The following is a 26,463-nucleotide window of genomic DNA, read 5'->3' on the forward strand; positions in this document are numbered from 1 at the left end:
CTATCCGCACAGCGACTCGATGTGGCCCGGTGCGCCCGAGCAGCTTCACGAGGTGCTGGAGGCCAACGCCGTCCCGGTCTCCGGCGTCGCCGCGCCGCCGCCGGGGCGACAGCCCGGGGATCTCCCCCACCGACACCAGCAACGGCGCCGGCGGCGGAGCGGCTGCGGGGCCCACACTGCCGCGGTTGCCCCGTTCGGCCGAGGGCACGCCCCGGGCCGAGCCGTGTCCGGTATACGCCGCACTCCCCCACGCCACCGAACCGGGAGCCGTCACCCCGGTACCGGGCGCCGCGGTGCCGGCCGACGCTGCAGCACCCGGCACCGGGGCGGGCCGGACCAGCGCCGTCGGTAGCACCGCCGGTACCGACGCGGCCGACGCCGGTTCCTCTGACTCCCTCGTGGACGGCCCAGGCGGCAGCTCGGCAGGCGGCTCGATGGGCTGGTCGTGGGGTGGTGTGTTACCGGAGTCCATGATCAACGCAGTATCTCACAGAACTTGCATTCTGTGAGATCAAGGTGCTTGGAAATTATCCGATCCGATCGCAACGGAAATGCGTATTCGTATAATCGGATCGGATAGTGTGCCAGTCATGGAGCTTGATCACGATGATGCGGTCCCGTCCGCCGCGCAGGCGGACCCTCCACCCGGCGAAGATGGCGACCGGGCACCCTCCGTCGGCGGCGCCACCGGCGACCGTGCCGCCGAACCTGCAAGCGAATCCGGCGGCCCCGGCGGTGAGCCCGTCGACGGGCCGGTCGGTGAGGACGACCTGGGCCGACGCCGTCGCCGCGCGCGCCGCGGCGACCCGCCGGGCCGGTGGCCGTCCCTGCGAGCACTGCGGGCGCCCCATCCCCCGCGGTGCCCGCCGCGACGCCCGCTTCTGCGGCTCCGAGCACCGCAACGCCCACAACCGGCGCTGCGCCGCCGCGACGCCGAGCAGGACGCGCCGCTGCGCACCCTGCGCGAGGAAACCGCGCTGCTCGACCCGCTCGTGCAGGCACTCACCGAACGATCGGCCGCCCTGCGGCAGACCCTCGACGGCGCCGTCCACGACGCGCTGAAACGCGCCGAGGACACCCAGCGTGAGGCCACCGAGGCCCGCCGCGCCGCCAACGAGTCCGACGCCCGCGCCCGCCGGGCCGACGAACGCGCCGACCAGGCCAACGCCAAGGCACAGGCGGCGGCCGCCGACCGCGACGAGAAAGTCGGCGACGCCGAACGCCACGCCGACCGGGCCCGGCGCGACGCCGACACGCCTGGCAAGAAGCGGGCCGCGCCGCCCAGGCCCGCCAGAGCGCCGAAGAACGCGCCGCGGCCGAGCAGCACCTGCGCCACGCCGCCGAGCAGGCCGCCGCCGAAACCCGGCAAGCACACCAGGACACCACCGCACAGCTGGGTGAAGCACAGACTGAACTACGGCGGCTCGCCGACGAACTCGCGGCCGCCACGGCCGAACGCGACCGCGCCCGCGCCGACCTGGACAACGAGAGGCTGCGAGCATGTGCTGGACGCGGCGGCGGCGCTGGTCGGCGAGCTGCTCGGGACGTGTCCGGGGCTGCGGGTGCTGGCGACGAGCCGGGAGCGGCTGGGGCTGGACGGCGAGGCGCTGTGCCCGGTGCCGCCACTGGACGGGGCAGCGGCGGTGCGGTTGTTCGCGGAGCGCGCGGCGTCCGTCCGGCCGGGGTTCGTCGCGGACGCGGAGGTGGCGGGGGAGATCTGCCGGCGGCTGGACGGGTTGCCGCTCGCGATCGAGCTGGCGGCGGCGCGGCTGCGCGCGATGACGTCCGAACAGCTCGTCCGGCGGCTCGACGGGCGGTTCCGGCTGCTCACCGGCGGCAGCCGGACGGCGCTGCCCCGGCACCGCACGCTGCGCGCGGTCGTCGCGTGGAGCTGGGACCTGCTGGACGAGCGGGAGCGCGGCTTCGCGGAAAGGCTCGCGGTGTTCCCCGGGACGATCGCGCCGGAGGCGGCGGAGCGGGTCGGCGGCGGGACGCTGGATGATCTGGACGCGCTCGCCGACCGGTCGCTGCTGCAGGCGGTCGAGGGGCGGGAGCCGCGCTTCCGGATGCTGGAGACGATCCGCGAGTACGCGCGGGAGCGGCTGGCGGAGCGCGGCGAGCTGGCGCGTGTGCAGGCCGCCCACCTCGCGTACTTCCTCGAACTGGCGGAGCGGGCGGAGCCGCACCTGCTCCGGGCGGAGCAGGTCGGGTGGCTTCCGCTGCTGTCGGACGGGCAGGACGATCTGCTGGCCGCGCTGCGGTTCGCCGAGGAGAGCGGCGACGCCGGTTCGGCCGTCCGGCTGGGGGCGGCGCTGGCCGTGTTCTGGACGATCCAGGGCGATCACGCGGAGGCCGCGCGTCGGCTTCGGGGGGCGCTCGCGGTGCCGCGCCGCACGCCCGTGCCGGACGGTGCGGAGGCGGCGGCGCTCGGCGGGTACGTGCTGAGCACGTGGTTGTCGGGCGGCGGCGCCCGCGACGACCCGCTGATCGAAGCGCGGCCGCCGGGCACGCGTCCGCTGGCGGTGCTGATCGAGCCGGGCCGTGGCGCTGCTGCGCGGCGACGGCGGCGGCGGCGCGGCCATCGCCCGGCTGCTGCCCGGACGGGACGCCTGGACGCGCGCGACGCTGCACGTCATGGGCGCGATGCTGCGGGGGAACGCGGGCGACATGCCGGCCGCGCACCGGGACCTGGCCGCGGCCGTCGCGGCGTACCGGGAGAGCGGTGAGCGGGGCGGCCTGGCGATGGCGCTGCTGTTCGCGTCTCGGCCGACATGAGCGCGGGCGACTACGGTGCCGCGATCGCCGCGTTGGAGGAGTCGATCGGGCTGCTGCGGGAGCTGGGGCAGGAGCGGGAGGCGGCCCAGCAGCGGGTGCTGCTCGCGGTCGCGCTGGCCCGGTCGGGGGACGTCCGCCGGGCGCACGGCGAGCTGACCGCTCTGCTGGCGCCGGACGCCGCGACGCCCGCCCGGCACCTGGCCGGGGTCCGGCTGGCGCTCGGCGACCTGGCCCGGCACGGACGACCGGGCGGAGGCCGAGCGGCACTACGCGGCCGCCGAACGGGACCTGGAGCACGCGGGGCCGCAGTACCGGTCGCTGCTGTCGGCGGCGGGCGCGCACCTCGCGATCGGCGCGGACGAGCGCGACGCGGCCCGCCGGTCGCTGCGCGCCGCGCTCGTCCAGGCGGTGGAGGCCCCCGACATGCCCGTCGCCGGGTCGGCCGGGGTCGCCGTCGCGCGGCTGCTCGCGTCCGGCGACCGGCGGCGGCCGCGGCGGCGCTCGGGGCCGCGTCCGTGCTGCGCGGCGGGCCGGACGAGTCCGACCTCGACCTCGCGAACGTGGCCCGTGACCTGCGCGCCGAACTGGGCGAACGCGCCTTCGCCGCCGGACGGGCGCGCGGTGCGGCGCTCGACGTCCCCGGCGCGCTCGCCCTCCTGGAGGATCAGCTCCGGCGGCGGTAGACGTGGACGGCCAGCGGCATGAACACCAGCAGGAATCCCGCCGACCACAGCAGCGACGCGATCGCGTCGTCCGCGACGGGGCCGCCGACGAGCAGGCCGCGGCAGGCGTCGACGGCGTGGCTGACCGGGTTGACGTCCACCCACGCCTGCAGCCAGCCCGGCATCGTCTCGGTCGCGCCGCCATGCTCGTCCCGAAGGAGAGCGGGAAGATCGCGAGGAACCCGACGGTCGAGACGACGGACTCCTCCTTGATCGCGACGCCGATCAGGATGGTGATCCAGCCGAGCGCGAAGCCCAGCGCGGCCGCGAGCCCCGCCGCCGCGAGGGCCGCGAGCGCGTTCGTCTCGACCCGGAAGCCCATCAGGTAGCCGGTCGCGAACAGCATCGTGCCCGCGACGACGTACCGGGGGACGTCGCTGACGACGAGGCCGAGCAGCGGCGCGGACCGTCCGATCGGCAGGCTCCGGAACCGGTCGAAGACGCCCTTCTTGATGTCGACGTTGATGGAGAGCCCGACCGACACCATCCCCGCGAGGATCATCGTCATGACGAGCACGCCCGGGAAGATGAACTGCAGGTATTCCTGGGTGGAGCCGGACACCGCGCCGCCGAACAGGTACACGAACAGCAGCAGGAACATGATCGGCATGATCAGCGCGTCGAGCAGCATGCCCGGGTTGCGGCGGGTTTTGGTCAGGCTGCGTCCGGCGAGCAGCAGGCTGTGCCGTGCCAGCGCGAACGGACGCGCCCCCGGTTCGGCCGCGCGGACGTCCGGGCGCCCGATGACGGTCTCGGTCATGCGGCCTCCTTCGTGAGCCGGAAGAACACCTCGTCGAGGCTGGGCAGGCGCAGCGACAGCTCGGTGACGCCGATGCCCGCCGCGTCCAGCCGCCGGACGGTCTCGCCGAGCGCGTCCTCGCCGTCGACCGCGACCGTCAGGACGTCGCGGTGGGGCGATTCGGCGTCGCGCCCCGACACGGCGTTGAGGATCGCGGCGACCTCGATGAGCCGCGCCGGGTCGCGGGGCCGCACCGTGATCGCCTGCCCGCCCGCGACGCGCTTGAGTTCGGCGGGCGTCCCGTCCGCGATCACCCGGCCCCGGTCGATGACCGTGATGTCGTCGGCGAGCGCGTCGGCCTCTTCGAGGTACTGCGTGGTCAGCAGGACGGTCCCGCCGTCGGACGTCATCGCGCGGATCATCCGCCAGACGTCCTCGCGGCGGCCCGGGTCGAGGCCGGTCGTGGGTTCGTCCAGGAACGTCACCGCCGGACGGCCGACCATGCAGGCCGCGAGGTCGAGGCGGCGCCGCATCCCGCCGGAGAAGGTCGATACCCGGCGTCCGGCGTCGTCGGCGAGTTCGAACCGGTCGAGCAGTTCCGCCGCGCGGGCCAGTGCGTCGTCCTTGCGCAGGTCGAGCAGCCGCCCGATGAGCACGAGGTTCTCGGTCGCGGTGAGGTCCTCGTCGACCGCCGCGTACTGGCCGGTCAGCCCGATCTCGCGGCGGACGCGCGGGCGGCGTCGCGGACGGCGTCCAGCCCGCACACCCGCGCGGTCCCGGCGTCCGGGCGCAGCAGCGTCGCGAGGATCCGTATCGCCGTCGTCTTCCCGGCGCCGTTCGGCCCGAGCAGGGCCAGGACGGTGCCGGGACGTGCGGCGAGCGCGACGCCGTCCAGTGCGGTCGTCTTACCGAATCGTTTGACCAGGCCCTCGGCCCGGATCGCGTCTTCCATGCGGCCGAGGCTGCCCGGCCGCCCTCACAAACCGCTCACACGAGGCGTTCGCGCAGCTCACTTGCCTTCGTCGAGGGTGTGCTCGACGAGCGCGTTCGCGTGGCCGTGGCCCAGCCCGTGCTCGGTCTTGAGCCAGTTGACGAGGTCCATGTGCTTGGTCAGGTCGGAGGAGCGGATGAGGTCCTTCCACTCCTGGACGGGGCGCCCGTACTTCTTCTCGATCGCCGGGAAGTAGCTGGCCGGGCCTTCGACCGGTGCGGACATATCGGTTCCTTTCGATGGTGATCGGCTAATCCTCGGCAGCGGGCGGAGCGGAGGTCAACCGGACGGTGAGGGCGGCGAGCCACACGAGTCCGAGCCCCGCGCCGAGGGTGAAGGCCGGGACGGAGAAGGACGAGCCGGCGAAGCCCAGCAGGACCCCCGCGGCGGCGAGCCGCGTCGCGAGCGCCCAGCCGCGCGCGTCCTGCGCGGCGAAGCGCCGTGCCAGCACCAGGAACGCCGCGATCAGCGCGATGTAGCCGATCATGCCGCTGAGCAGGTGGACGGCGCCGTGGGCGCTCAGTGTCGCGGTTCGGGCGTCGGGTGTCCCGGCGGGGAAACCGGCCCCGGCGTCGGCTTGGAACACCGCCGCGAGCAGGAAGGACGCCCCGAAGACGCCGATCAGGCGGGGTGCCCAGCGGCCCGCGTGCGGCGTCCGGGCCGTGCCGACCGCGCCGACGATGAGCAGCGCGCCGGTGAGCAGGAAGGTGACGGTCTGGATCCAGCCGAGGTCGCCGAGGGCGAGCTGGCTGAGGGCGTTGCGGGAGAAGTCGAACCCGTCGCGGGTCAGGCCCTGGACCAGGCCCGATGCGAGGAACAGCGGCCCGGCCGCGATCGCCGCGACCGGCAGGAGCCGTCCCGGTCGGGGGAGGGCGGGTGCGGGCGCCGGTGCGCCGGCCGTCGCGGTGACGGGACGGCCCGGCCGAACTGCGGTCATGCGATCACTCCTCGGAGGCTCTGCCGAGTCGGCCTGCCGCCGACGGCGAAGCAAGCTTGCATTTTGCAAGTGGACTTTGTCAAGTGAAGTCTTGGAGGGGTGAAGCGCGACGGCGGTTCAGGTGCGGCCGGGGCCGGGCGGTGGGAGCTTCCACCAGGTGAGGCGGCGCCAGGCCCACTCCAGCGGCCCGTACCGGGCATGGCGGAGCCACAGGGTGCCGAACGCCAGGGCGAGCGCGAAGACGGCCGTGCCCACGGCGCCGGCGACCAGGTAGTCGGGGGACGCCGCCAGGCGGACGAACCGGTCGGCCGCGATGATCGCGAACGTCGCGCCGACGTAGGCCGTCAGCGCCGTCCGTCCGAGCGGCGCGAGCCCGCGCAGCGGACGCCCGGCGCGCGTGCGCAGGGCGAGCACCAGCGCGGCCGTGTAGGTCGCGGCCGTCGCCAGGCCCGCCGACGTGGCGAGCGTCGACGTGGTCTCGGCGGACGCCGCGACCTGCCAGGCGTCGAGGACGGCGGTGAGCGCGAGGCACCCGACAAGCGCGGTCGTCAGGCGCGCTCTGGGCGCGTCCAGGACGGTCGCCGGGCCGTACCGCTGGATCGCGTAACCGACCAGGAAGAGCCCGGGGACGAGCGCGCTGCCGCCGAGCGGCGCCGCGGCGGCCGTGGCGGCGAGGCCGAGCGCCAGGAGCGGGCGCCTGCCCGGCACGAACGACGCGGGGAGCAGGACGGCGATGCCGACGACCGCGTACGTCAGCAGGACCTCGCCGGGGTGCGCCAGCCGGTGCAGCGCGCCGATCGGGATCAGGAAGCCGAGCCGGGCGAGCATGAGCAGCCGCGGGTTCGGCGTCCGGTCGCGGACCGCGTCGAGGAACAGGCCGAAGCTCAGCCCGAAGAGAAGCGAGAAGATCGGGAAGAAGCGCTGGTGGAACAGGGTCTCGTAGGCCCAATGGGAGGGGCCGTCCTGCGAGGCGGGCATGCCCGTAATGCCCACGGTGTTCACGACCGTCACACCGAACAGGGCGAACCCGCGCAGGACGTCGATCTCGGTTATGCGCTCCCCGGGGGCGGTCGGCTGTCGGTGCGACGGCATGCCAGCCTCCCGAAGGGTCGGCCCCCATCACACCACGACGTCCTTCAAGGCCCCGCCCCGTGCGCGCGGGGCGCACGGGGCGAGGGGGGTCAGATCGTGCCGGTGGCCGCCAGGGTGCTCACTTCCTCTGGCGTCAGGCCCAGGAGGGTGCCGTAGACGTCGGTGTTGTGCTGGCCGAGGGACGGGCCGACGGCGCGGACCTCGCCGGGGGTGTCGGAGAGCTTCGGGAAGACGTTCTGCATCGGGAAGTCGCCGAACTCGGGGTGCGCCATCCGGATGATCGCCTCGCGCGCCTTGTAGTGCGGGTCGGCGAGCATGTCCTTCGCGCGGTAGGTGAGGCCCGCGGGGATGCCGTTCTCGTGGAGGAGTTCGAGGAGTTCGCCGGAGTCCTGGACGGACGTCCAGGCGGCGATGAGTTCGTCGAGTTCGTCCGCGTTCGCCCCGCGGGCGCCGTGGGTGGCGAACCGTTCGTCGGAGGAGAGTTCGGGACGTCCCATCAGTGCGGCCAGCCGGGTCCAGATCGTGTCCCGGTTCGCGGCGATGAGGACGGGTCCGTCCTTGGTGGGGTAGACGTTGCTGGGCGCGACGTTCGGGAGGACGGAGCCGGTGCGTTCGCGCTGGTAGCCCGCGATGTCCCATTCGGGGACGAGGGATTCCATCATCGCGAGGACGGCCTCGTAGAGGGCCGAGTCGACGATCTGGCCGCGGCCGGTGCGGTGCCGGGCGTGCAGGGCGACGAGGGTGCCGAGGGCGGCGAACGTCCCGGCGAGTTCGTCGCCGAGGGAGATGCCCGCGCGGGACGGCGGGTTGTCGGGGTCGCCGGTGACGTACCGGATGCCGCCCATCGCCTCGCCGATGGAGCCGAATCCGGCGCGCGGCGAGTACGGGCCGTCCTGGCCGTAGCCGGTGACGCGGGTGACGATCAGGCGCGGGTTCTCGGCGCGCAGCTCGTCCGGGGACAGGCCCCAGCGTTCGAGGGTGCCGGGGCGGAAGTTCTCCACGAGGACGTCGGCCTGCGCGATGATGCGGCGGGCGAGGGCCTGGCCCTCGGGGGTGCGCAGGTTCAGCGTGACCGACTTCTTGTTCCGGGCGAGGATCGGCCACCACAGGGACTGGCCGTGCGGCTTCTCGCGGCCCCACTCGCGCATCGGGTCACCGGCGCCCGGCGGCTCGATCTTGATGACCTCGGCGCCGAAGTCGCCGAGCAGCTGCCCGCAGAACGGGCCCGCGAGGAGCTGCCCCATCTCCACGACCCGCAGGTCACCGAGTGCGTTCATCGTCGTCGTCCTTCCGGCTCAGGTTGGCTGCGGCGGCGCGGATGTGGGCCCGCATCACCGCTTCGGCCCAGTCGGGGTCGCCGGCCGCGATCGCGGCGACGAGTTCCCGATGGTGGTTCATGGAACGGTCCAGTTCGGTGCGGTCGTAGCGGCGGAACGTCCCGACGATCAGCGGCGCGTGCATGACGGACGTGAGCATGCCGGGCAGCCGCCGGTTGCGGGACGCGTCGATCAGCGCGGCGTGGAACGCGGAGTTCAGCCGGGCGAGTTCGCCGAGGTCGCGGGCGTCCGCGGCGGCTTCCATGGCGTCGCAGCGGGCGCGCAGATCCGCCAGGACCGGCTCGTCCTGGCCGATGCGGGCGGCGCGGGCCGCCGCGTAGGGCTCCAGGAGGGTGCGGAGCTCGAAGATCTCGGCGAGGTCGGCGGCGGTCCACTCGACGACCCGCGCGCCGCGGTGCGGCAGCACCTCGACGAGGCCGTCCGAGCCGAGCCGCTGCAGGGCCTCGCGTACCGGGGTGCGCGACAGCCCGAGCGTCTCGGCGAGTTCGGACTCCCCGAGCCTGGACCCGGCCGCGGCGTCCCCGGACAGGATCATCCGCCGCACCGCGGCGTAGGCGACGTCCGCCGCACGTGCCATGACACCTCCTTGATTGCATGCAATATAGTCACATTCGACGGTGATGTCGCAAGTTTGGAGTCGGATTGCATACAACGGTGGTGGAGGTCGGTCCCCGCGACGGCCTCCAGAACGAAGCTCGCGTGCTCACCCCCGACGACAAGATCGCCCTCATCGAGCGCTGCGTCGACGCCGGGACGCGGCGGATCGAGGCCGTCTCGTTCGTCAACCCCAAGCGCGTCCCGCAGATGGCGGGCGCCGAGGAGGTCATGGCCGGGGTGCCGAGGAGGGAGGGGGTCGCCTACAGCGGGCTCGTCCTCAACCGGCGCGGCCTCGACCGGGCCCTGGACGCGCGGGTCGACGAGGTCAACGTGGTCGTCCCGGCGTCCGACACGTTCAGCGTCCGCAACCAGGGCGCGACCGTGGCCGAGATGCTGGACGCGTGGGACGACATCGCCGCCGCGACGATCGGGGCCGGGCTGCCCGTGACGCTGACGATCGCCGTCGCGTTCGGCTGCCCCTTCGAAGGCGACGTGCCCCCGGAACGGATCGCGGACATCGCACGGCGCGCGCACGCGGCGTCCGAGATCGCCTTGGCCGACACCATCGGGGTGGGCGTCCCGGGCCAGGTCCGGGACCTGACGCGGCGCGCGCGCGAGGCCGCTCCTGGTATCCCGCTGCGCTTCCACTTCCACAACACGCGTAACACCGGGTACGCGAACGCGCTCACGGCGGTCGATGAGGGCGTGACCGTCCTGGACGCGTCGGCGGGCGGCTTCGGCGGATGCCCGTTCGCCCCCGCCGCCACCGGCAACATCGCCACCGAAGATCTGCTCTACGCGCTGCACCGCGGGGGCGTCGAGACCGGGATCGACATGGAGCGCGTCGCCGCCACCGGGGCCTGGCTGGGCGAACTGCTCGGCGAGCCGGTCCCGGCCCTGCTCGGACGTGCCGGGGGTTTCCCGGCGACCGCGACCGCCGGGGGGTGAGCGGTCACGCGGTCCGGTCGCGGGCTCCGGCCCGTCCGGCTTCCGTCGGCGGCTCCCCGGCCCGCGGCCGGGCGCGCGGGATGAGCAGGGTGGTCGCGGCGGCGGCGACCGCGACGGCGGCGAGCAGCAGGAAGCCCGAGGCGTAACCGGACTCGGGCGGGTGGCCGCCCACCGCCGGACGGGCGGTGACGACGGCACCGACGAGCGCGGCGCCGATCGCGCCGCCGATGGTGCGCATGTTGGCGTTCATCCCGCTCGCCGCCCCGGCCTGCTCCGCGGGGACGTTGCCGACGATCAGGTTCGTCATGGCGGGCAGCGCCGTGCCGAGGCCGACGCCGAACACGGCGGCGGCGAGCGCCGCCTGCCAGGGCGCGTCGTGGGCGAAGGCCAGCGCGGCGAACGCCGCCACGGTGAGGACCGACCCGGCGAACAGCTGGGCCTTGGCGTCGGCGACCTTCTGCAGGCGGCCGGTGAGGAGCCCCGCCGCGAACATGGCTGCGAGCATGGGCAGCAGGAGCAGCCCCGCCTCGGTCACGGTGGCGCCGAAGCCGTATCCGGCGTCGGCGGGAGTCTGCAGGAACTGCGGCAGGAAGGTGAAGAGCGCGAACTGCCCGCCGCCGAACAGGAGCGCGACGAGGTTCGTCCGCCGGACGGCGGGCAGGCGGAAGACGCGCAGGTCGATCAGCGGGTTCGCCGCCCGCGACTCCGCCACGAGCCAGGCCGCGAGCAGGACGGCGGCGGCGAGGAAGAGGCCGAGCACGACGGGCGAACCCCACCCCCGTTCGGGGCCGCGGCCGACGGCGAGGAGCAGGCAGACGGGCCAGGCCGCCAGGAGCAGCGCCGCCGACGGGCCGAACCGTGCACCCGTCCGTACCGGGGAGGCCGGTACGAACAGGTGCACGGCCAGGGCCCCCGCCGCGGAGACGGCCATCGGGATCCAGAAGAGCCAGGTGTAGCCGAGCGTCCCGGTCACCGGACCGGCCAGGACGATGCCCAGCCCGCCGCCCGCCGCGATGACTGCGGAGATCCCGCCGACACCGGCGGCGACGCGCTCCGGCGGGTACTCGTCCCGGATGATCCCGTAGGCGAGGGGATAGACCGCGCCCGCCACGCCCTGGAGCGCGCGGCCCGCGATCAGCACCCCGATGTTCGGCGCGAGCGCCGCGACCAGGCAGCCGGCGGCCAGGATCCACATGACCGCGGCCAGCACGCGGTCCTTCCCGGCCGCGTCGCCGACCCGGCCCAGGATCGGGGTGAAGATCGCGGCCGAGAGCAGGTTGGCGGTCATCACCCACGTGACCGCGTTCTGCGACGTGCCGAGCCGGTCCTGGATCACCGGCAGCACCGGGGTGACCAGGGACTGGAGCATGGCGAACGCGGCGCTTCCCGCGGCCAGGACCAGGAAGGTCGTGCGGGTGCTCGGCATGGGGCCGTTCCCCGGAGGCCCGCGGCCTACTTGCCGTCCGGGGTTCCGCCTTCGTAGCCGCTGCCCTCGTAGGAGCCGAGGTCGCCGATGAGGTCGGCCAGCTCGGGGTGGTCGCCGAACCGGTCGGTGTGCACCTTCGCGATCTTCTCGGCGATCTCCGGGTCGTCGTCGTCGGTGATGTCCGCGGAGATCATGTTCGAGACGAGCGGCAGCCCGGCCGCGTCGATCTCGCGGTGCAGGGGGTCGTACATGTAGGTGCGGTAGTCGTCGACGGTCTTGAGGGCGTACACGGCGCCGTAGTCGAACTCGCCGCCGATGTCGCGGCCGACGACGAAGGACTCGACGACGTCGAGCTCGTTGCCGAGCCGCCGCATCAGGCCGAGCGCGTGCTCGACCCGATCCTTGGGCGCGTCGGGCTTCACGGCCATCCGGACCTGGTGGTAGATCATGGCGGATCCTCCTTGGCAACGCTTGGACGCAGGCGCTTGATGCAACTGCTTGTTGCTTTAGGACTGTAGGAGGGTTCGGCTACTAATGCAACATGTTGCCGCGTTTGAGTGGTCGTCGCCGTTTCGGGGTCAGGCGCGGCCCCGCGCTTCCAGTGCGGTCAGGTATCCGGCCAGGACGCGTTTCAGCTCCGCCACCAGCGCGTCCCGTTCGTCCCCCGGTTCGGCCTCCGTGATCAGCGGGACCAGCGCCTTGAACACCTGGATCAGGACGCGCGCGCCGCGCGTCCGGTCGTCCCCTGCGAGGCCCGGCGCGCGCGCGGCCAGGATGCCTTCGACGCGTCCGAGCAGCGCGTCCTGGATCGGACGGGTGGCGGCGGCGAGTTCGGCGGGCATGTCGGCGCGCGCGAACAGCGCCTTGAACCCGGGGTTGGCGATGTTGAAGGCGAGCATCGGGTCGGCGATCCGGTCGATCAGTTCGGCGCGCGGCACCGCGGCGAGGCCCGCGATCTCGAACGCCGTCCGGTGCGCGCCGCCCATCTGCGCGGCGAACCGGTCGGCGAGCGCCTGGGCGATCGCCTTCTTGTTCGGGAAGAACTGGTAGAGCGAGCCGGGCGAGACGCCCGCCGCCGCCGCGATCTTGTTCGTGGTCGCGGCCTCGTAGCCCGCCTCGGCGAACACGCTCGCCGCCGCGTCCAGGATCTGCGCGATCCGGCGCTCGCCGCGCGCCTGCCGCCGCACCGTCCGGTCCGTCCGGTCCGCCCCGGAGTCCCCGTCCCCGTCCCCGCTCATCGCCGTCCTCCCGCCGTGCCGCCCGCGATCGGTCGAGTATTGCAAATACGAGCAATCGCTCGTATTGTCCACACCGAATACGAGTAGGCACTCGCATCTTACGTTCGCCCCTGGGGGAGCACGTGTCCACACCGAACGGTTTCGGCCGGTTCGTCACCCGCCGGCCCCGGCTGATCAGCGCGATCGGTCTCGCCGCGCTCGTCCTCGTCGGCATCGTCGGCGCCGGCACGATCGGCGCCCTGTCGCTCAACCGCTTCGAGGCGCCCGGCTCGGAATCGATGCGGGCCTCGGGCACCCTCGCCCGCGAGCACGCCACCGGCAGCCCCAACGTCGCGCTCCTGGTGACGGCCCGCGCCGGGACCGTCGACGACCCCGCGGCCGCCGCCGCCGGACGGGCGCTGACCGCCGAGCTCGCAGCCCGCGACGGCGTCGGCGACGCCTGGTCCTACTGGAGCCGCGGCGCCCCCGAGACGCTGCGGAGCGAGGACGCGCGGCACGCGCTCGTCCTCGCCTGGGTCCCCGGCGACGCCGACCACGTCCGCCGCGACGTCCTGCCCGGCCTCGCCGCCGACCTCGCCCGCACGGACACGGCCGTCGAGGTCGCCGTCGGCGGCGGCGACGAGGTGTTCCGCACCGTCATGGAGCGGGCCCGCGCCGACTTCGTCCGCGCCGAGCTGATCATCCTGCCGCTGACGCTGCTGCTCCTCTGGTTCGTCTACCGGCGCTTCGCCGCCGCGCTCGTCACCCTCGCGACCGGCCTGTTCGCCGTGCTCGGCTCGCTCGCCCTGCTGCGGATCCCGCTCGTCTTCACCGAGATCTCCACCTTCGCCTCCAACATCGCCCTCGTCATGGGCATCGGGCTCGGCGTCGACTACGGCCTGTTCATGATCTTCCGGTTCCGGGAGGAACTCGCCGCCCGCGGCGGCGGGGGCGACGACGTCCGCGAGGCCGTCGTCGCGACAGTGCGGGGCGCCGGGCGGACGGTCCTGTTCAGCGGCGTCACGGTCGCCGCCGCCCTCGCCGTCCTGCTCGTCTTCCCGTTCCCGTTCCTCGCGTCGTTCGCCTACGCGGGCGTCGCCGTCGTCGCCGCCGGCGTCGTCGGCGCGACCGTCCTGCTCCCCGCCGCCCTCGCCCTGCTCGGCGGACGGGTCGCGCGCCGCACCCCGTCGAACCGGCCCGCCGCCCGCTGGCACGCCTTCGCGACGGCCGTGATGCGCCGCCCGCTCGTCCTCGGCGGCACCGCGCTCGCCCTCGTCCTGCTGCTCGGCGCACCGTTCCTCGGCGTCCGGTTCGGGCTCCCGGACGATCGCGTGCTCAACACGTCCGCGCCCGTCCGGCAGATGTACGACGAGATCCGCGCCTCGTTCGCCGTCGAGGAGGCCGACGCCCTGCAGATCGTCCTGCCCGCCGCCGACGGCGTCGGCCCCTACGCGGCCGAACTGTCGCGCGTCGACGGGATCGTCCGCGTCGACTCGTCCGCCGGGTCCTTCGCCGCCGGACGTCCCGTCCGTGCGCCCACCGGCGCCCGGTACACCTCCGCCGAGGGCGCCCGCCTCGTCGCCGTCCCGTCCTCGGACCGGCTCGCCGCCGACGCCGTCGGGCTCGTCGCCGACGTGCGCGCGGTCCCCGCGCCCGCCCCGGCCCTCGTGGGCGGCTACCCCGCCGAGCTCGCCGACTACCGCGACGCGGTCACCGCGCGGCTCCCGCTCGTCGCGGGACTGATCGTCGCCGTCACCGTCGTCGTGCTGTTCCTGATGACCGGCAGCGTCCTCGCGCCGCTCAAGGCGACCGTCCTCAACCTGCTGAGCCTGTCGGTCATGTTCGGCGCGCTCGTCTGGATCTTCCAGGAGGGCAACCTCTCCGGCCTGCTCGGCTTCACCCCGACCGGCTCCATCGAGCCCAGCATCCCGATCCTGATGTTCTGCATCGCCTACGGGCTGTCCATGGACTACGAGGTGTTCCTGCTGTCGCGCATCAAGGAGGAGTACGACCGGACGGGCGACGCGGCGGCGTCGGTCCCGCTCGGCATCGCCCGCAGCGGCCCGCTCGTCACCGCCGCCGCGCTCATCCTCGCCGTCTCGTTCGCGACCTACGCCACCGGCGACGTCGTCTTCCTGCAGCAGCTCGGCATCGGCATGGCCGTCGCCGTCCTCGTCGACGCCACGCTCATCCGCGGCGTGCTCCTCCCTGCGTTCATGCGCCTCGCGGGCGGCGCCAACTGGTGGGCGCCGCGGCCGCTCCGCCGCCTGCACCGCCGCGTCGGCCTCGCCGAGGAACCGTCCCCCGAACCGCCCCCGGCGGCCGTCGAGCGGGCCGCCCGGGTGTGACCGGCCCGGACGGGCGGAGCCGTGCGGCGCCGCGCAACGCGGCGGCCGCACGGCTCGGACCGGCGTGTCAGGCGTCGACTCTGACGGGCACGCCGGTCGTCTTCCCGTCGGCCGCCTCGGCGGGCTCGTCCGAGGCCGCCGGGGCGTCCGGGGCGTCCGGGGCGTCCGGGGCCGCCGGGCGGTTGCGCGGCGCGGCGGTGCGGCCGTGCGTCGCGTAGATCGTGAGCCCGACGAAGGTCAGCCCGCCGACCAGGTTCCCGACGATGGTCGGGATCTCGTTCCACACGAGGTAGTCCATGATCGAGAAGTCGCCGCCGAGCATCAGGCCGGACGGGAACAGGAACATGTTCACGATCGAGTGCTCGAAGCCCATGTAGAAGAACATCATGATCGGCAGCCACATGCCGATGACCTTGCCCGGCACGGACTTCGACATCATCGCGGCGATGACGCCGGTGGAGACCATCCAGTTGCACATGACCCCGCGGACGAACAGGGTCAGCATCCCGGACGCGCCGTGCTCGGCGTACCCGACCGTCCGGCCCTCACCGATCGCGCCGATCTGCCGGCCGACCTCGTCCGGGTCCGTGGAGAAGCCGAACGTGAAGATCACCGCCATCATGACCGCGACGGTGAGCGCGCCGCCGAGGTTGCCGAGGAAGACCAGCCCCCAGTTGCGCAGCAGCGAGCGCGGCGTGACGCCCCGCCGCTTGTCCAGCAGCGCGAGCGGGACCAGGGTGAAGACCCCGGTCAGCAGGTCGAACCCCAGCAGGTAGACCAGGCAGAACCCGGCCGGGAAGAGCAGCGCGCCGAGCAGCGGCTCGCCCGTCTGCACGGTGACGGTGACCGCGAACGCCGCGCCGAGCGTGAGCAGCGCGGCGGCCATGAACGAGCGGATGAGGGTGTCGCGCGCGGACAGGAAGACCTTCGCCTCACCGGCGTCGACCATCTTCTTCGCGAGATCGGGCGGAGCCAAATAGGACACGAGGGCGCTCCTCTGCCGTGGACGGACCCATTCCGGGTATTCGGACCGACCAAGAGTCTCCGCAGCGTTCGTGCCCGCCGTATGACGGGCCCGAGCCGGTGGTGTTACGTTCGCCTCACACCACCGGACGGGCGGCTGTCAGTTCACCACCGGTAGTCGAGGAACTTGCCGTCGAAAGTGATGACGACGCGGTCCCCGTCGGGGTCCGGGCGGCGCTCGAAGTCGACCCGGAAGTTGATGGCGCTCATGATTCCGTCGCCGAATTCGTCGTGCACGAGTTCCTTGAGTGCGGGCCCGTACACCGACAGCGCCTCGACGAAACGGTAGATCGTGGGGTCGCTCATCAGCGCCGGGTCCGTGCCGCGGGACGGTTGCAGCCGCAGGCTCTCGGCCACCGCCTCGTCCAGTCCGAGGAGTTCGCAGGCCCGTCGCGCCTGCTCCGGCGGCATCGGGTGGTTGCCGAGCAGGGCGGCGGTCGCCCAGACGACCGGGGCGCCGATCTCGTCGGCGATCCGGCTCCAGGACAGTCCACTGCGCACCTTGGCGGACGCGACGAGCCGCGCGGCCTCGGACTTGCTCATGATCGGTTCCATTGACGCTCCTCGCGGTGTGAGTTCCGCAAGAATGCCCCGCGGTCGATACGGCTATCAATTTCGCGGTAATCCGGACACGAACTCTTTACGTTCGGGAAACGTGACCCGGAAATGGAGGCTTTCGCTTTATTTCGGCGTAACACGATGGAAACGAGGGGGCTCCGCGCGGGCCGGGGAGGACACGTGGAACGCTGGTGCGCGGCTCCACGCGGCTCGGCGAGAACCACGGAGGGATCCGAAGGTGACGGATTGGGTGCGGCACGTACGCGAACTCACCCGGGCGGGACGCCACGGCGACGTCCGCGAGGTCCTGGAGGACGCGGCCCGGACGGACGCGGACGCGGCCCGCGAACTGGGCCACCTGCTCCTTCGGTCGTCGTGGCTCGACGGCGAAGCCGAGGCCCCGCTGCGGCGGGCGGTGTCCGCGCGGCCGGACGACACCGAGGCGGCGATCCTGCTCGCGACGGCCCTCGCGACCCGGTGCGGGCGGCTCGCGGAGACGCCCGGCCGCCCGTCCGGGGACATCGGACGGCTCGCGGCCGAAGCGTGCGGGCTGTACCGGACGGTGCTCCGCCTCGACCCCGGTTCGGGCGCGGCGGCGAGCGGGCTGGCGCTGCTGCTGAACGAGACGGTCGTGCCCGGCCCGGACGTGCCGAGCGGGGAATCGGCCGCGCGGCGGGCGCTGGAGATCGACCCGGACGAGCCGGTCGCGCTGACCGTCCTCGCGGACCGGACCGGGGACGAGCGGGCCCGCGAGCGCGCCGAGACGTTCGCCCCGCCGATCCCGACGCCTCGCTGGGGTTCGCGCGGATCGGTGTCGCCGTTCGGCCACGGGAAGCCCGGACGGTACGACTTCTTCGTCGTCGAGGCCGCGGTCGAGGTGTCGAACCGGGGCGACACCGCCACGGGCTTCGCCGTCCTGCGGGACGTCGAGCAGTTGCACCGGTTCGCGGCCTGCGCGTCGCCGCCGGGACGGGCGACGGCGTACCGGTACGAGCGGGGCGTGCTCGTCGCCAAGCACCCGGCCGCCGACGGGCGGGACGCCGGGCCGGCGGGCGAACCGCTGCCCGTCGGCATCCGGTCCGGCACGACGGGGAGCCGCTGCGGTACGGGGCGAACGCGCTCGAACGGCCGCCCGAACCGCCCTGAGGACGGTCCGGGCGGCCTCCCGGGCTCAGCGGAGCGCTTTGCGGAACGCGCCGTAGGTCTCACTGACACCGATGGCGAGCACGATCAGCGTCACGGCGGTGTAGAAGGAGTCGGGGGTCGTCCAGTCGTCGCCGTTGACGGCGGCCAGGAACTCCGGGTTGAGGATGTCCTGCCGGTACACGACCCACGCGAGCGGCAGCGTGACGAGCGCCTGCGCGGCCGCGTGCCAGCCCGCGAGTGCGACCGTCCACTCCTGCCGAGCGACGCGCACCAGGTTCACCGCGATGACCGCGACGAGGCCCGCGACGATCGGCCACATCCACCCCGACCACAGATCCGGGTCGAGCACCTGCATGCGCTCGCCGTCCGCGCGGAAGGGCTCCGCGGTCGCCTGCCACACGATCAGGCCGAGCATCAGCGCTTCCCACGCGACGGCCGCGATCGCCCCGCGGCGCCCCTCGTCCGGACGCCGCGGCGACGGCAGGTCGGCGGGCGTCCACGCCTGGGCGGCGCCGCGCGGCCCGAACCGCTCGACCGAGGCGAACACGAGGGTGAGCCACGCGACCATCTGGGCGCCGACGGTGAGGACCGTTCCGACCCCGGTGCCGATCGCCGCGCCGATGCCCGTGCCGTCCAGGACGTCCAGCACCATGATCGTGGCCGTCACGGCGGGCAGTGCGATGCCCAGCAGCACCGTCAGGACCCGCACGTACGTCGGGTACAGCTCGGGCCCGATCAGGGTGAGCGGACGGTCCGCGTACCGTGCGGCGAGCCGGATCGGGTCGCCCATCTCGGTGAGGACGGCCCGCTCCGCGGCCGCGCGGTCGGACTCTTCGCGCGCGTCGACGGCGTCCGCGATCGTGGCGTGCAGTTCGTTCGCGATGTCGTCCCGCTGGTCGGCGGGAACCCGCCGGACGACCTCCTGGACGTAGCTCTCCGTCAGTGCGCCCGCGCTCATCCGATCTCCTTCGTCAGTCGCGACATCGAGGCGACCAGGCTCTGCCATTCGTTCATCAGTCCTTCGCGTACCAAGGAGCCTTTTGGGCTGACCCGGTAGAACTTGCGCGGCCGGGATTCGTCGGTGTTCCACTCGCTGGTGAGCAGCCCTTGCTTCTCCAGCCGCCGCAACAGGGGGTAGAGGGTGTTGCCGTCGACCGTGACCCCGGCCTCGTTGAGCGTTTCCAGGAGGGCGTAGCCGTACTGCGCGTCCTCCAGCAGCGCCAGGCAGGCCAGGACGACCGTGCCGCGGCGAAGCTCCTGCGCCTGGGTGAGGATCAACTCGTCTGAGGTCACGTGTCACACCATAGTGTGCGGCGCACACTAATGTCCAGCACGAGTTGCCGTGCGGCACGCGACCATGCGCGACACGACCCCGGTACGTTCGCTGTGCCGACGACTCTCGGGAGGATGCGATGACCGACGAAGACCGCCTCATCGACCGCGTGCCGCAGCCGCCGGACGTCCCGTCCCGGCTCGCCGCCCAGATCGCGTCGTCGTCGAGGTCGACCGGCTCAAGACCGTCCTGCGCCGCAGCGTCCTCATCGCCGACGACCGCAGGGAGAACGACGCCGAACACTCGTGGCACCTGGCGCTGATGGTGCCGGTCCTCGCCGAGTACGCGGACGAGCCGATCGACGTGGGCCGCACGCTGAAGCTCGTCCTGCTGCACGACCTCGTGGAGATCTACGCGGGCGACACGTTCCTCTACGACGACGAGGGCGCCGCGACCCAGGAACAGCGCGAGCAGGACGCGGCCGACCGCCTGTTCGCCCTCCTCCCGGACGACCAGGAGACCGAGTTCCGCGCGCTCTGGGACGAGTTCGAGCAGCGCGAGACGCCGGAGGCGCGGTTCGCGAAGGCCATGGACCGCCTCCAGCCCCTCCTGCTGAACTACAAGGGCGGAACCTGGCGAACCGTTCCTAAACAGTGTCCAGGAGTGGGTCTTGGACCCATCTCCTGGTTCTGCGCGCGTCCCGAACGGTTTTGGATGCGCTGGTCGCCCGCGTTCTTGAGCCCGTCCGGGGGCGTGCATCGTGTGCACGTTCCGGCCCGGGTCGGCGGGGTCCCTCACGTCCCGGGGTGTCCGGTTCGGTCTGGACGGTCCGATGCCCCTGCTCATCGCTCCGGTGGGCAGGGGGCGGTGCCGTCCGTCGCCGGATCGGGTGCCCCAGGGCGCGTCGCCCGACCGCGATGCTCGCCGCATCGTGCCGGGAAACCTCACGGCCGGAGGTAGCCATCGGCTCCCGCCAATGCTGCGCACCCCACTTGGACGTATACGCCGGGTCGACGGCCACGATCGCCAACCCCTGCTCGGCGGCCATCGACACCAAGCGGGCTTTGAGCTTGCCGGTGGGGAAACCGGAGATCAGCTGCCGGAACCTTGTGTGGCGCCCGTGCTTCTCCCGCGTCTTCTCCTTGTCGAAGTTCAGGTCCTCGATCGCGATCGCGGCGACGCCGCAGGCTGCGGCCCAGTGCAGCAGGCGGGTGATGGCGTGCCGGACCTGGGCGTCCCGGTGGGACGCCGCACCGGTCAGGTCGTAGTCGAAGCGCTTCGGGGCGCCGACGGGGTTGCCGGAGACGTCCAGGCGCCAGGCGGCGAAGTGGTCGGCGTTGGTGTCGACGCCGACGATCCCCTCGGCGCGGGCGGCCTCCAGGGGGAGTGCGGGGGCGGGGCGGCGTTGCCAGGACGCGGTCAGGTACCAGCGGCCCCGGTCGGGGTCGTGGCAGATGCGGTAGGCCACCGCCCGGTCCGCCTCCACCCGGTCCGCCCACTCGGCCCCCCGGTGGGCGAAGGCGGCACGGGGGGACAGGACGTACCGTCCGTGCGCCGCGTTCGCCAGACCGGCCAGCGGAGCGGGCAACCGGATCGACACCTCACCCTCGCAGGTGACGCGGATGGTCTCGTTGCCCAGCCGCTTGCCCGATTCCCCGTCAGCCTGCAGGAACGACCGTCCGGCCTCCCACCGCTCCCGCCACCCCTCCAAGGTGAGCCCGGCCTCGTCCAGATGATGACGCCGGTTCAGCAACCGCGCCCGCCCCGCACCACGTGCACCGTCCCGGCGTCCCGATCCGCCCGCACCACCGCCAGCCGGTCCTTCAACACACCCAGCCGACGCGACTTGGCGAACCACTCCTTACGGGACCGATACCCGCCCGCCTCCCGCCCGGTGCCCTTCGCGCCGACCGGCAGCGCCAGCCGCCGCTCGAGCGTCCGCACACCCGCCTCGAGACTCTCCACGTGGGCCTGCTGGCCTCGCCGGGCCAGCGCCCACTGATCATGCGACGCCTTGGTGATGCTCCCGGCCCACCGCGCCGACGACTCCCCCGTCAACTCCCGCTTACGCACCGCCCACCGCTCCGCATCATGCTCCAGGCCATCGGCGCAGCGAGTCTTCAGGTCCCGGGACGCCAGCGATCCCAGGTGCGCACCGACCGCCCGCAGCACCGTCTCGTCCTCGGGAGTGAGGCCCTTGAGGCGGGTACGGATCGCCACCCCCGACGGACCCGCCGCCACGAACGGCGCGCGAGCGCACGCAACCCGCCACCGGGCCCACCGCCCTCGTCCCGAACCCGACCGCCGGAGCGGGCCCGGCCGCCGCGTCCGGGCGTGCCGTGGCTGGTGGCCGCTTCGGCGGCCACCCCACAACCAACAGCGGTGCGCGACATGACCGACACTTTAAGTGATGGTACTCGAACATGCAATCGACATGCTCTGCCGTGAATCGCCCCGGTCCCTACCGGAAGCCGGGGGCGGGCGCTCGGACACGGACACTCCTGAGCATCCATGGGCACTCATGAGCACTTAATCCGCCAACAGTTCAAACCCCCGGCGTCACCGACGCCGACGTCCGCTGCCGCAAGTCCGTGATCGGCGACGCCTCGGAAGCCCTGTGGGCCTATGCCCAGACCCTCATCACCGAAGGCACCCGCCGCACCTGGCTCCCGACCGAGGACGAGTGAGAATCAGCGAACGCGCAGCGCGTCGAACAGGCGGCGGGCCGCACCGACCGGGAGATCGAGCGTCCCGGCGTCCGGGTCCTTGGAGTCGCGGAGTTTGACGAACCCCTCGGACCGTCCGACCTCGACGCATTCATGCTCGGCGGACGAATACGAGGACTTACGAAATTCCCGTCGGCTCATGCTTGCCATGGTTTCTCCCGTGAAGATCAAAGGTCGGCCAGGGCACGTTCCGTTTTCCGCGTGCCCGGGTGGTCGGAGCCGAGCACCCGCCGCTGCACACGCAGCAGCCGTCCGAACTGCCTGCGCGCGGCTCTGCCCTTTCCGCGTGCGGCGAGGATGGCGGCGAGTTCGGCGCGGGTGGACAGGACTTCTCCGTGCTCGTCCCCGTGGAGCCTGCACAGAACGGGCAGGAGCGCGGTCAGTTCGCGTTCGGCTTCGTCAAGCTTCTGCCTCGCCGCGAGCGTCTGCCCGATGTACTTGCGGGTGATCACCGTGTCCGGGTGGGTGTCGCCGAGGACCCGGCGTTGTGCCGTGAGAACCTCGCGGAGCAGTTCTTCCGCCTCATCCAGTCGGCCAAGGCGATACGGGAGGCGAGCCAAGACCGACTGGCTCAAGAGCGTGTCCCTGTGTTCCTCGCCGAGAAGGTTTCGGCGATCTTCGAGCAGCTTCCGGTGCCACTGCTCGGCCTCCGGGAGCCGACCCTGCACCGTAAGGCAAAGGCCGATTTCATGGCGGGCCTTCAGTGTTTCCATGGACAAGGCGCCGAAGAGACGACCGCGGGCTTCGGTGACTTCCCGCGCGATGGGTTCGGCGTCCGTGGGATCGCCGAGCAGGCGGAAGGTCATGGCGAGTGTGAGCCTGAGCGACAGGACCTCGGGATGTTCGGCTCCCAGCGAAGCGACGGCTCCGAGCGACTCCTCGATGAACCGGCGGGCCGTGAAGTAGCGGCTCGCCCACACGAGTCCGTAGGCGACCCGGGCCGCCGCAGCGGCCGCCTGCTCCGGCATCGGCTCGTCGGGTCGGGACGCGGCGGTCCGGAGGAGTTCGGTCACGTGCGAGGCGAGCGACGCCCACGACGCAGCGTGATCGGGGTTCCGTGGCCCCAGCCGCTCGGTGGCGGCGGCCAGCAGGTCGGCGGCGACCTTCAGGTGAGTGCGGTGATCGCCGTCCTCATGTCGCAGGACCTCGACGACGAGAGGGTGGACGGTGAGGGCCTCGGCGCCGTCGTCGCCCTGAGGCGCGAGGGTGACCATTCCGGTGTTCGCGAGGGCGCGCAGGTTCTCGGCCGCCCGGGGCCCGAGCGTCTCGTGGTCGATCAGGTCGCAGCGGAACGGGATCCCGCCCGCGAGGCGAGCCAGTACGTGCATGGTCTCCGCGACATCCGGGTGGTCGCCGTCCGCGAGGGCGTCGAGGGTGAGCCGCCACGTGCTCGCCACGATCGTCCGGTCGTCCGTCCCGGCGCGCATCAACTCGGGGAACCGGTCGCGAAGCGCGTCGGCGTACGCGGTGAAGGAGCGTTCGCGGTTGAACGGGGACGAGAGGTGCAGACCCGCGTGGCGGAGTGCGAGGGGCAGGCCACCGAGGCGTTCGGACAGCGCGCGGGCCTCGTCCTCCGTGCCCGCCTGCGGCGCGAGGTCGAGCAGGACCCGGGCGCCGTCGTCGGCCGTCAGCCAGCCGACGGTGTGGACGGCCGCGTGCCGGCCCCAGACGAGCGGATCGACGGTGCGGCTGGTGATCAGGACGAGCCCGGATGAGGTCGGACGCACCCAGCCGGACCCGTCGGCGGGCGTTCGGCCGTCGCCGCCGAGCGCGTCGGGGACGTCGGCGTTATCGATGACGAGGACCCAGTCCCGCTGGGGTTCGAGGAACTCCCACAGCACGTCGGCGGGGTTGCGTCGCCCCTGCGAGACGTCCTCGATGTCCTGGACGGTGGCACCGAGGGCGCGGGCGAGTTCGAGGAGGTCGGAGGTGAGCGCGCCGGAGTCGGTGCCGGACACCCACCAGACGCGCCGTCCGGCGGCCAGGCTCTCCTCGGCCGCCTGGAGGGCGATGGTCGTCTTGCCGGTGCCGCCGAGCCCGCCGAGCACGTGGACGGTGCCGTCGGGGCGGCGCGCGGCGGCGTTGAGGGTGCGCAGGACGTCCGTGCGCCCATGGACCCGATCGGGGAGCCGTCCCGTGTCGGCGGCCGCAGCACCGCCTGGGGCCGGCCGCCGCCCGGGGCGGGCAGCGCGCGGCCGGGCGCGGGCGTCCGGCGCAACTGTGCCCAGGCGATCACCGCTGCGGTGGCGGTCACGACGAAGCCCGCGGCGCCGATGACCGGTTCCAGGTCCATGGCGCGATCATAAACCGCCCATTGTCGACCTATTTAGAGTTAGCCCGGAAATCGAATAGCGGACGTTTCCGTAAGCACCGTCGCGGAAGTGTTCGGAAGGCGTCAGGCTTCGGTGGGTTTGTCGGGGAGTAGGACGAGGCTCAGGAGGTGGCGGGTGCGGCCGTCGTCGGGGGTGCGGTGCGTGCGGCGGGCGACGGCGGCTTCGATCTCCTCGACGAGCGCGGTGAACTCGTCGTCGGTGACCCATACGGCGCCCTGGCGGTAGACGACGTTCTCGCGGGGCGGGTCGGCGTCGTCGCGGGAGATGTAGCGGTCGAAGTCGGCCATCATGGCGCCGCTGAAGACGGCGAACGCCTGCCGGTGGTCGTCCTTGGTCATGGCGGCGCGGGCGTCCTCGTCGACGAGGGCCTCGTCCTGGCGGACGCGGTAGCTGCGCTCGATCGTGCCGCGGACCGGGCGTTCGCGGACCACTTCCAGTATTCCGGCCTTGGTCAGGGTGGCGACGTGCCGGTACATGGTGGCCGGTGACACGTCGGGGAGACGTTCCCGCAGTTGAGCGGTGGTCATCTCGTCGACCCCGACCAGGGTCTGCAGGATCCGCAGCCGGACCGGGTGGAGCAGGAGATTCGCGTTCGCCATGACTTCATGATCTCATACCTGATAACGTTCTCAGTGTTGATAACAATGAGAGGTGGAGCTCCCCCGTGCTCGAAACCGACATGACGGTCACCGCCGACGACGGCACCCGTCTGGCCGGCACCCTGTCCCTGCCGGACGCGCCCGGCCCCCACCCGGCGGTCCTGCTCCTGCACGGCTCCGGTCCCCTGGACCGGGACGGCAACACCCCCAAGCTCGCCGTGAACCTCGGCGCTCCGCTGGCCGAGGCCCTCGCGGAGCAGGGGATCGCGACGCTGCGCTACGACCGTCGCGGTGCGGGCGCCACGCCCGGGACGTGGCGGGACACCGGCTTCGCCGACAACCGGCGGGACGCCGCGAGCGCCGTGGACGCGCTGGTCGCGCACCCCGACGTCCGTCCCGAGGCCGTCGGGGTCATCGGCCACAGCGAGGGCGCCCTGCACGCGATGGCCCTCGGCGGGCGTTCCGACGTGCGGGCGGTGGTGCTCCTGGCCGGGTTCGCCGGATCGGGGGAGGACGCCTTCCGGTGGCAGGCCCGCTCGATCCTGCGGACTCTCCCCGCGCCCGTCCGGATGCTGCGCCGGCCCCTGGCGGCGGTGGGCGAGCGGGTGCTCGCCCGGATCAAGCGGACCCGGACGGACGCGGCGCGCGTCGCCGGGGTCCCGGTCAACGCCCGGTGGCTGCGCGAGATGCTCGCCCACGACAGCCGCGACGATCTCGCGGCCGTCCGGGCGTCGGTCCTGGCCGTGACCGGCGACAAGGACCTCCAGGTCGACCCCGCGGACCTGGACGAGATCCGGCGGCTCGTGCCGGGCGGGGCGGAGATCCACCGCGTCTCCTGCCTCACGCACGTGCTGCGCCGCGACGGCGGACGGCCGAGCCTGCGCTCCTACCGCCGTCTGCTGCGCGACCCCGTCGACCCCGACGTCCTGGCGCTCGTCGGCACCTGGCTCACCCACCGGCTGGACGCCTCCCCCGCCGAGAGAACCGCCGCTTCTTCCTGACCCCCCGCCCGCACACACCCCCACCAGAGGGAGTCTTGGCATGTCTTCTGCACGTCTCGGTAAGTATCGGAACGACCTCACCCTGTTCATGGCGATCGCCTTCGTCATGAGCTGGGCGGCCTGGGCCGTCGCGATCGCGCTCGGCGACGCGGGCGCGGCGACCGCGTTCCACGCGCTCGGCGCCTTCGGCCCGCTCGTCGGCGCGCTGGTGGTCCGGATCCGCCGCACCCGGCGCGGCGAGGCCGTGCCCGAACTCGCCGTCCGGTTCCGCAAGGCCGCCCTGGTGTGGACGCCGCCGCTGCTCGTCCTCGGCTCGGCGACGGTGCTCGCGGGCGCGTTCCTCGCGCACCAGGGCGGCGGGCCCGCGCTCAGCCTGGAATCCGGAAAGGACATGATCGAGGCCAACCCCGGCGGGCCCGTCTCGTTCTTCGCGACCATGCTGCTCGTCGGCCCGCTGTCGGAGGAGCCGGGCTGGCGCGGCACCGCCCACCCGCGGATGCGCGCGACGATGAACCGGTACACGGTCGGGCTGGTGCTGGGCGTCATCTGGGCCGTCTGGCACCTGCCGCTGTTCTTCATCGACGGCACCGTGCAGAACGAGCTGGGCCTGGCGACCCCGAGCGGTGCGCTGTTCACCGCGAGCGCCGTCCCGATGGCCATGCTGGTCTGCCACGC

26 protein-coding genes and 4 pseudogenes are annotated in these 26,463 nt (G+C 73.0%); 9 read left to right on the plus strand and 21 right to left on the minus strand.

Going from position 1 to position 26,463, the window contains the following annotated elements:
• Positions 1 to 590 precede the first annotated feature (590 nt).
• Both BJF79_RS57435 and BJF79_RS53920 read left to right on the plus strand, forming a co-directional pair.
• Complete coding sequence (locus tag BJF79_RS57435; RefSeq protein WP_187357075.1) at positions 591 to 2,726, plus strand: ATP-binding protein; 2,136 nt, start codon at positions 591 to 593, stop codon at positions 2,724 to 2,726.
• A 45-nt stretch (positions 2,727 to 2,771) separates the two neighbouring features.
• The gene (locus BJF79_RS53920; RefSeq protein WP_143220296.1) at positions 2,772 to 3,458 is read left to right on the plus strand and encodes a hypothetical protein; all 687 of its coding nucleotides are present in this window, start codon (positions 2,772 to 2,774) and stop codon (positions 3,456 to 3,458) included.
• On the opposite strand, the gene BJF79_RS62095 is transcribed toward BJF79_RS53920, so the two are convergent.
• Positions 3,440 to 3,622 carry an ABC transporter permease gene (locus BJF79_RS62095; RefSeq protein WP_262402721.1) on the minus strand — a complete coding sequence of 61 codons (183 nt, stop codon included), beginning with the start codon at positions 3,620 to 3,622 and terminating at the stop codon, positions 3,440 to 3,442. The genes BJF79_RS53920 and BJF79_RS62095 overlap by 19 nt on opposite strands.
• Positions 3,623 to 3,711: 89 nt before the next feature.
• Positions 3,712 to 4,113 (minus strand): annotated as a pseudogene (locus BJF79_RS62100) (ABC transporter permease); the annotation flags it as partial.
• Between BJF79_RS62100 and BJF79_RS62105 the strand changes: the two are divergent.
• Positions 4,004 to 4,273 carry a hypothetical protein gene (locus BJF79_RS62105; protein ID WP_262402722.1) on the plus strand — a complete coding sequence of 90 codons (270 nt, stop codon included), beginning with the start codon at positions 4,004 to 4,006 and terminating at the stop codon, positions 4,271 to 4,273. The pseudogene BJF79_RS62100 and the gene BJF79_RS62105 sit on opposite strands and share 110 nt — an antisense overlap.
• On the opposite strand, the pseudogene BJF79_RS28950 reads toward BJF79_RS62105, so the two are convergent.
• The 6 genes and pseudogenes from BJF79_RS28950 to BJF79_RS28975 form a co-directional block, all read right to left on the minus strand.
• Positions 4,254 to 5,188, minus strand: a pseudogene (locus BJF79_RS28950) (ATP-binding cassette domain-containing protein). The gene BJF79_RS62105 and the pseudogene BJF79_RS28950 overlap by 20 nt on opposite strands.
• A gap of 57 nt (positions 5,189 to 5,245) precedes the next feature.
• Positions 5,246 to 5,452 (minus strand): DUF4287 domain-containing protein, encoded by a 207-nt coding sequence (locus BJF79_RS28955; RefSeq protein WP_075902099.1) that lies wholly within the window; start codon positions 5,450 to 5,452, stop codon positions 5,246 to 5,248.
• Between the two features lie 25 nt (positions 5,453 to 5,477).
• Positions 5,478 to 6,164, minus strand: a complete 687-nt coding sequence (locus BJF79_RS28960) for a DUF998 domain-containing protein (RefSeq protein ID WP_083734081.1) — start codon at positions 6,162 to 6,164, stop codon at positions 5,478 to 5,480.
• 117 nt (positions 6,165 to 6,281) lie between these two features.
• Complete coding sequence (locus BJF79_RS28965; protein ID WP_075902101.1) at positions 6,282 to 7,256, minus strand: DUF418 domain-containing protein; 975 nt, start codon at positions 7,254 to 7,256, stop codon at positions 6,282 to 6,284.
• 89 nt (positions 7,257 to 7,345) lie between these two features.
• Entirely contained in the window at positions 7,346 to 8,533 is a 1,188-nt protein-coding gene (locus BJF79_RS28970) for a CaiB/BaiF CoA transferase family protein (RefSeq protein WP_075902103.1), read from the minus strand.
• On the minus strand, positions 8,517 to 9,170 hold the full coding sequence (locus BJF79_RS28975) for a GntR family transcriptional regulator (RefSeq protein WP_075902105.1): 654 nt from the start codon (positions 9,168 to 9,170) through the stop codon (positions 8,517 to 8,519). The genes BJF79_RS28970 and BJF79_RS28975 overlap by 17 nt, the downstream gene beginning before the upstream one ends.
• Positions 9,171 to 9,235: 65 nt before the next feature.
• On the opposite strand from BJF79_RS28975, the gene BJF79_RS28980 reads away from it, so the two are divergent.
• Positions 9,236 to 10,138 (plus strand): hydroxymethylglutaryl-CoA lyase, encoded by a 903-nt coding sequence (locus tag BJF79_RS28980; RefSeq protein ID WP_075902107.1) that lies wholly within the window; start codon positions 9,236 to 9,238, stop codon positions 10,136 to 10,138.
• 4 nt (positions 10,139 to 10,142) lie between these two features.
• On the opposite strand, the gene BJF79_RS28985 is transcribed toward BJF79_RS28980, so the two are convergent.
• The 3 genes from BJF79_RS28985 to BJF79_RS28995 form a co-directional block, all read right to left on the minus strand.
• Positions 10,143 to 11,564: an MFS transporter gene (locus BJF79_RS28985; RefSeq protein ID WP_075902109.1), complete on the minus strand. Its 1,422-nt coding sequence runs from the start codon at positions 11,562 to 11,564 to the stop codon at positions 10,143 to 10,145.
• A 26-nt stretch (positions 11,565 to 11,590) separates the two neighbouring features.
• Positions 11,591 to 12,013 carry a Dabb family protein gene (locus BJF79_RS28990; protein ID WP_075902111.1) on the minus strand — a complete coding sequence of 141 codons (423 nt, stop codon included), beginning with the start codon at positions 12,011 to 12,013 and terminating at the stop codon, positions 11,591 to 11,593.
• A gap of 129 nt (positions 12,014 to 12,142) precedes the next feature.
• Complete coding sequence (locus BJF79_RS28995; RefSeq protein WP_075902113.1) at positions 12,143 to 12,802, minus strand: TetR/AcrR family transcriptional regulator; 660 nt, start codon at positions 12,800 to 12,802, stop codon at positions 12,143 to 12,145.
• Positions 12,803 to 12,924: 122 nt separating this feature from the next.
• Between BJF79_RS28995 and BJF79_RS29000 the strand changes: the two genes are divergently transcribed.
• Positions 12,925 to 15,129 (plus strand): MMPL family transporter, encoded by a 2,205-nt coding sequence (locus BJF79_RS29000; RefSeq protein ID WP_075902115.1) that lies wholly within the window; start codon positions 12,925 to 12,927, stop codon positions 15,127 to 15,129.
• Between the two features lie 67 nt (positions 15,130 to 15,196).
• Here the strand turns inward: BJF79_RS29000 and BJF79_RS29005 are convergent, their stop codons facing one another.
• The 5 genes from BJF79_RS29005 to BJF79_RS29025 all read right to left on the minus strand — a co-directional run bounded on the left by BJF79_RS29005 (position 15,197) and on the right by BJF79_RS29025 (position 19,149).
• Positions 15,197 to 16,114 carry a formate/nitrite transporter family protein gene (locus BJF79_RS29005; RefSeq protein WP_083734083.1) on the minus strand — a complete coding sequence of 306 codons (918 nt, stop codon included), beginning with the start codon at positions 16,112 to 16,114 and terminating at the stop codon, positions 15,197 to 15,199.
• A 143-nt stretch (positions 16,115 to 16,257) separates the two neighbouring features.
• Positions 16,258 to 16,695 carry a cyanase gene (cynS, locus tag BJF79_RS29010; protein WP_262402723.1) on the minus strand — a complete coding sequence of 146 codons (438 nt, stop codon included), beginning with the start codon at positions 16,693 to 16,695 and terminating at the stop codon, positions 16,258 to 16,260.
• Between the two features lie 138 nt (positions 16,696 to 16,833).
• Positions 16,834 to 17,784 carry a hypothetical protein gene (locus tag BJF79_RS29015; protein ID WP_075902119.1) on the minus strand — a complete coding sequence of 317 codons (951 nt, stop codon included), beginning with the start codon at positions 17,782 to 17,784 and terminating at the stop codon, positions 16,834 to 16,836.
• A gap of 97 nt (positions 17,785 to 17,881) precedes the next feature.
• A complete protein-coding gene (locus BJF79_RS29020) occupies positions 17,882 to 18,814 on the minus strand; it encodes an HAAS signaling domain-containing protein (protein ID WP_075902121.1) in 933 nt (310 codons plus the stop codon).
• Complete coding sequence (locus BJF79_RS29025) at positions 18,811 to 19,149, minus strand: PadR family transcriptional regulator (protein WP_075902123.1); 339 nt, start codon at positions 19,147 to 19,149, stop codon at positions 18,811 to 18,813. The genes BJF79_RS29020 and BJF79_RS29025 overlap by 4 nt, the downstream gene beginning before the upstream one ends.
• 119 nt (positions 19,150 to 19,268) lie before the next feature.
• Here BJF79_RS29025 and BJF79_RS62110 point away from each other — a divergent pair, with 119 nt between their 5' ends.
• The gene (locus tag BJF79_RS62110; RefSeq protein ID WP_262402728.1) at positions 19,269 to 19,451 is read left to right on the plus strand and encodes a hypothetical protein; all 183 of its coding nucleotides are present in this window, start codon (positions 19,269 to 19,271) and stop codon (positions 19,449 to 19,451) included.
• Positions 19,397 to 19,708, plus strand: a pseudogene (locus BJF79_RS62115) (HD domain-containing protein); the annotation flags it as partial. The gene BJF79_RS62110 and the pseudogene BJF79_RS62115, both read left to right, overlap by 55 nt.
• 67 nt (positions 19,709 to 19,775) lie before the next feature.
• Here the strand turns inward: BJF79_RS62115 and BJF79_RS29035 are convergent.
• From BJF79_RS29035 to BJF79_RS29055, 5 genes are all read right to left on the minus strand, one after another.
• Complete coding sequence (locus tag BJF79_RS29035; protein WP_262402729.1) at positions 19,776 to 20,882, minus strand: hypothetical protein; 1,107 nt, start codon at positions 20,880 to 20,882, stop codon at positions 19,776 to 19,778.
• Entirely contained in the window at positions 20,876 to 21,349 is a 474-nt protein-coding gene (locus BJF79_RS62120; protein ID WP_262402724.1) for a hypothetical protein, read from the minus strand. The genes BJF79_RS29035 and BJF79_RS62120 overlap by 7 nt, the downstream gene beginning before the upstream one ends.
• A 470-nt stretch (positions 21,350 to 21,819) precedes the next feature.
• Positions 21,820 to 21,996, minus strand: a complete 177-nt coding sequence (locus tag BJF79_RS29040) for a DUF397 domain-containing protein (protein ID WP_083734090.1) — start codon at positions 21,994 to 21,996, stop codon at positions 21,820 to 21,822.
• Between the two features lie 26 nt (positions 21,997 to 22,022).
• The gene (locus tag BJF79_RS29045; RefSeq protein WP_075902127.1) at positions 22,023 to 23,903 is read right to left on the minus strand and encodes a tetratricopeptide repeat protein; all 1,881 of its coding nucleotides are present in this window, start codon (positions 23,901 to 23,903) and stop codon (positions 22,023 to 22,025) included.
• Between the two features lie 347 nt (positions 23,904 to 24,250).
• Positions 24,251 to 24,787: a helix-turn-helix domain-containing protein gene (locus BJF79_RS29055; protein WP_075902131.1), complete on the minus strand. Its 537-nt coding sequence runs from the start codon at positions 24,785 to 24,787 to the stop codon at positions 24,251 to 24,253.
• A 65-nt stretch (positions 24,788 to 24,852) separates the two neighbouring features.
• Between BJF79_RS29055 and BJF79_RS29060 the strand changes: the two genes are divergently transcribed.
• Together BJF79_RS29060 and BJF79_RS65885 are read left to right on the plus strand one after the other, a co-directional pair.
• Positions 24,853 to 25,788: an alpha/beta hydrolase gene (locus BJF79_RS29060; RefSeq protein WP_075902133.1), complete on the plus strand. Its 936-nt coding sequence runs from the start codon at positions 24,853 to 24,855 to the stop codon at positions 25,786 to 25,788.
• A gap of 436 nt (positions 25,789 to 26,224) precedes the next feature.
• Positions 26,225 to 26,458, plus strand: a pseudogene (locus BJF79_RS65885) (CPBP family intramembrane glutamic endopeptidase); the annotation flags it as partial.
• Between the last annotated feature and the right edge of the window lie 5 nt (positions 26,459 to 26,463).

The sequence above is a fragment of the Actinomadura sp. CNU-125 genome (assembly GCF_001942465.1).
Taxonomy (GTDB): domain Bacteria; phylum Actinomycetota; class Actinomycetes; order Streptosporangiales; family Streptosporangiaceae; genus Spirillospora.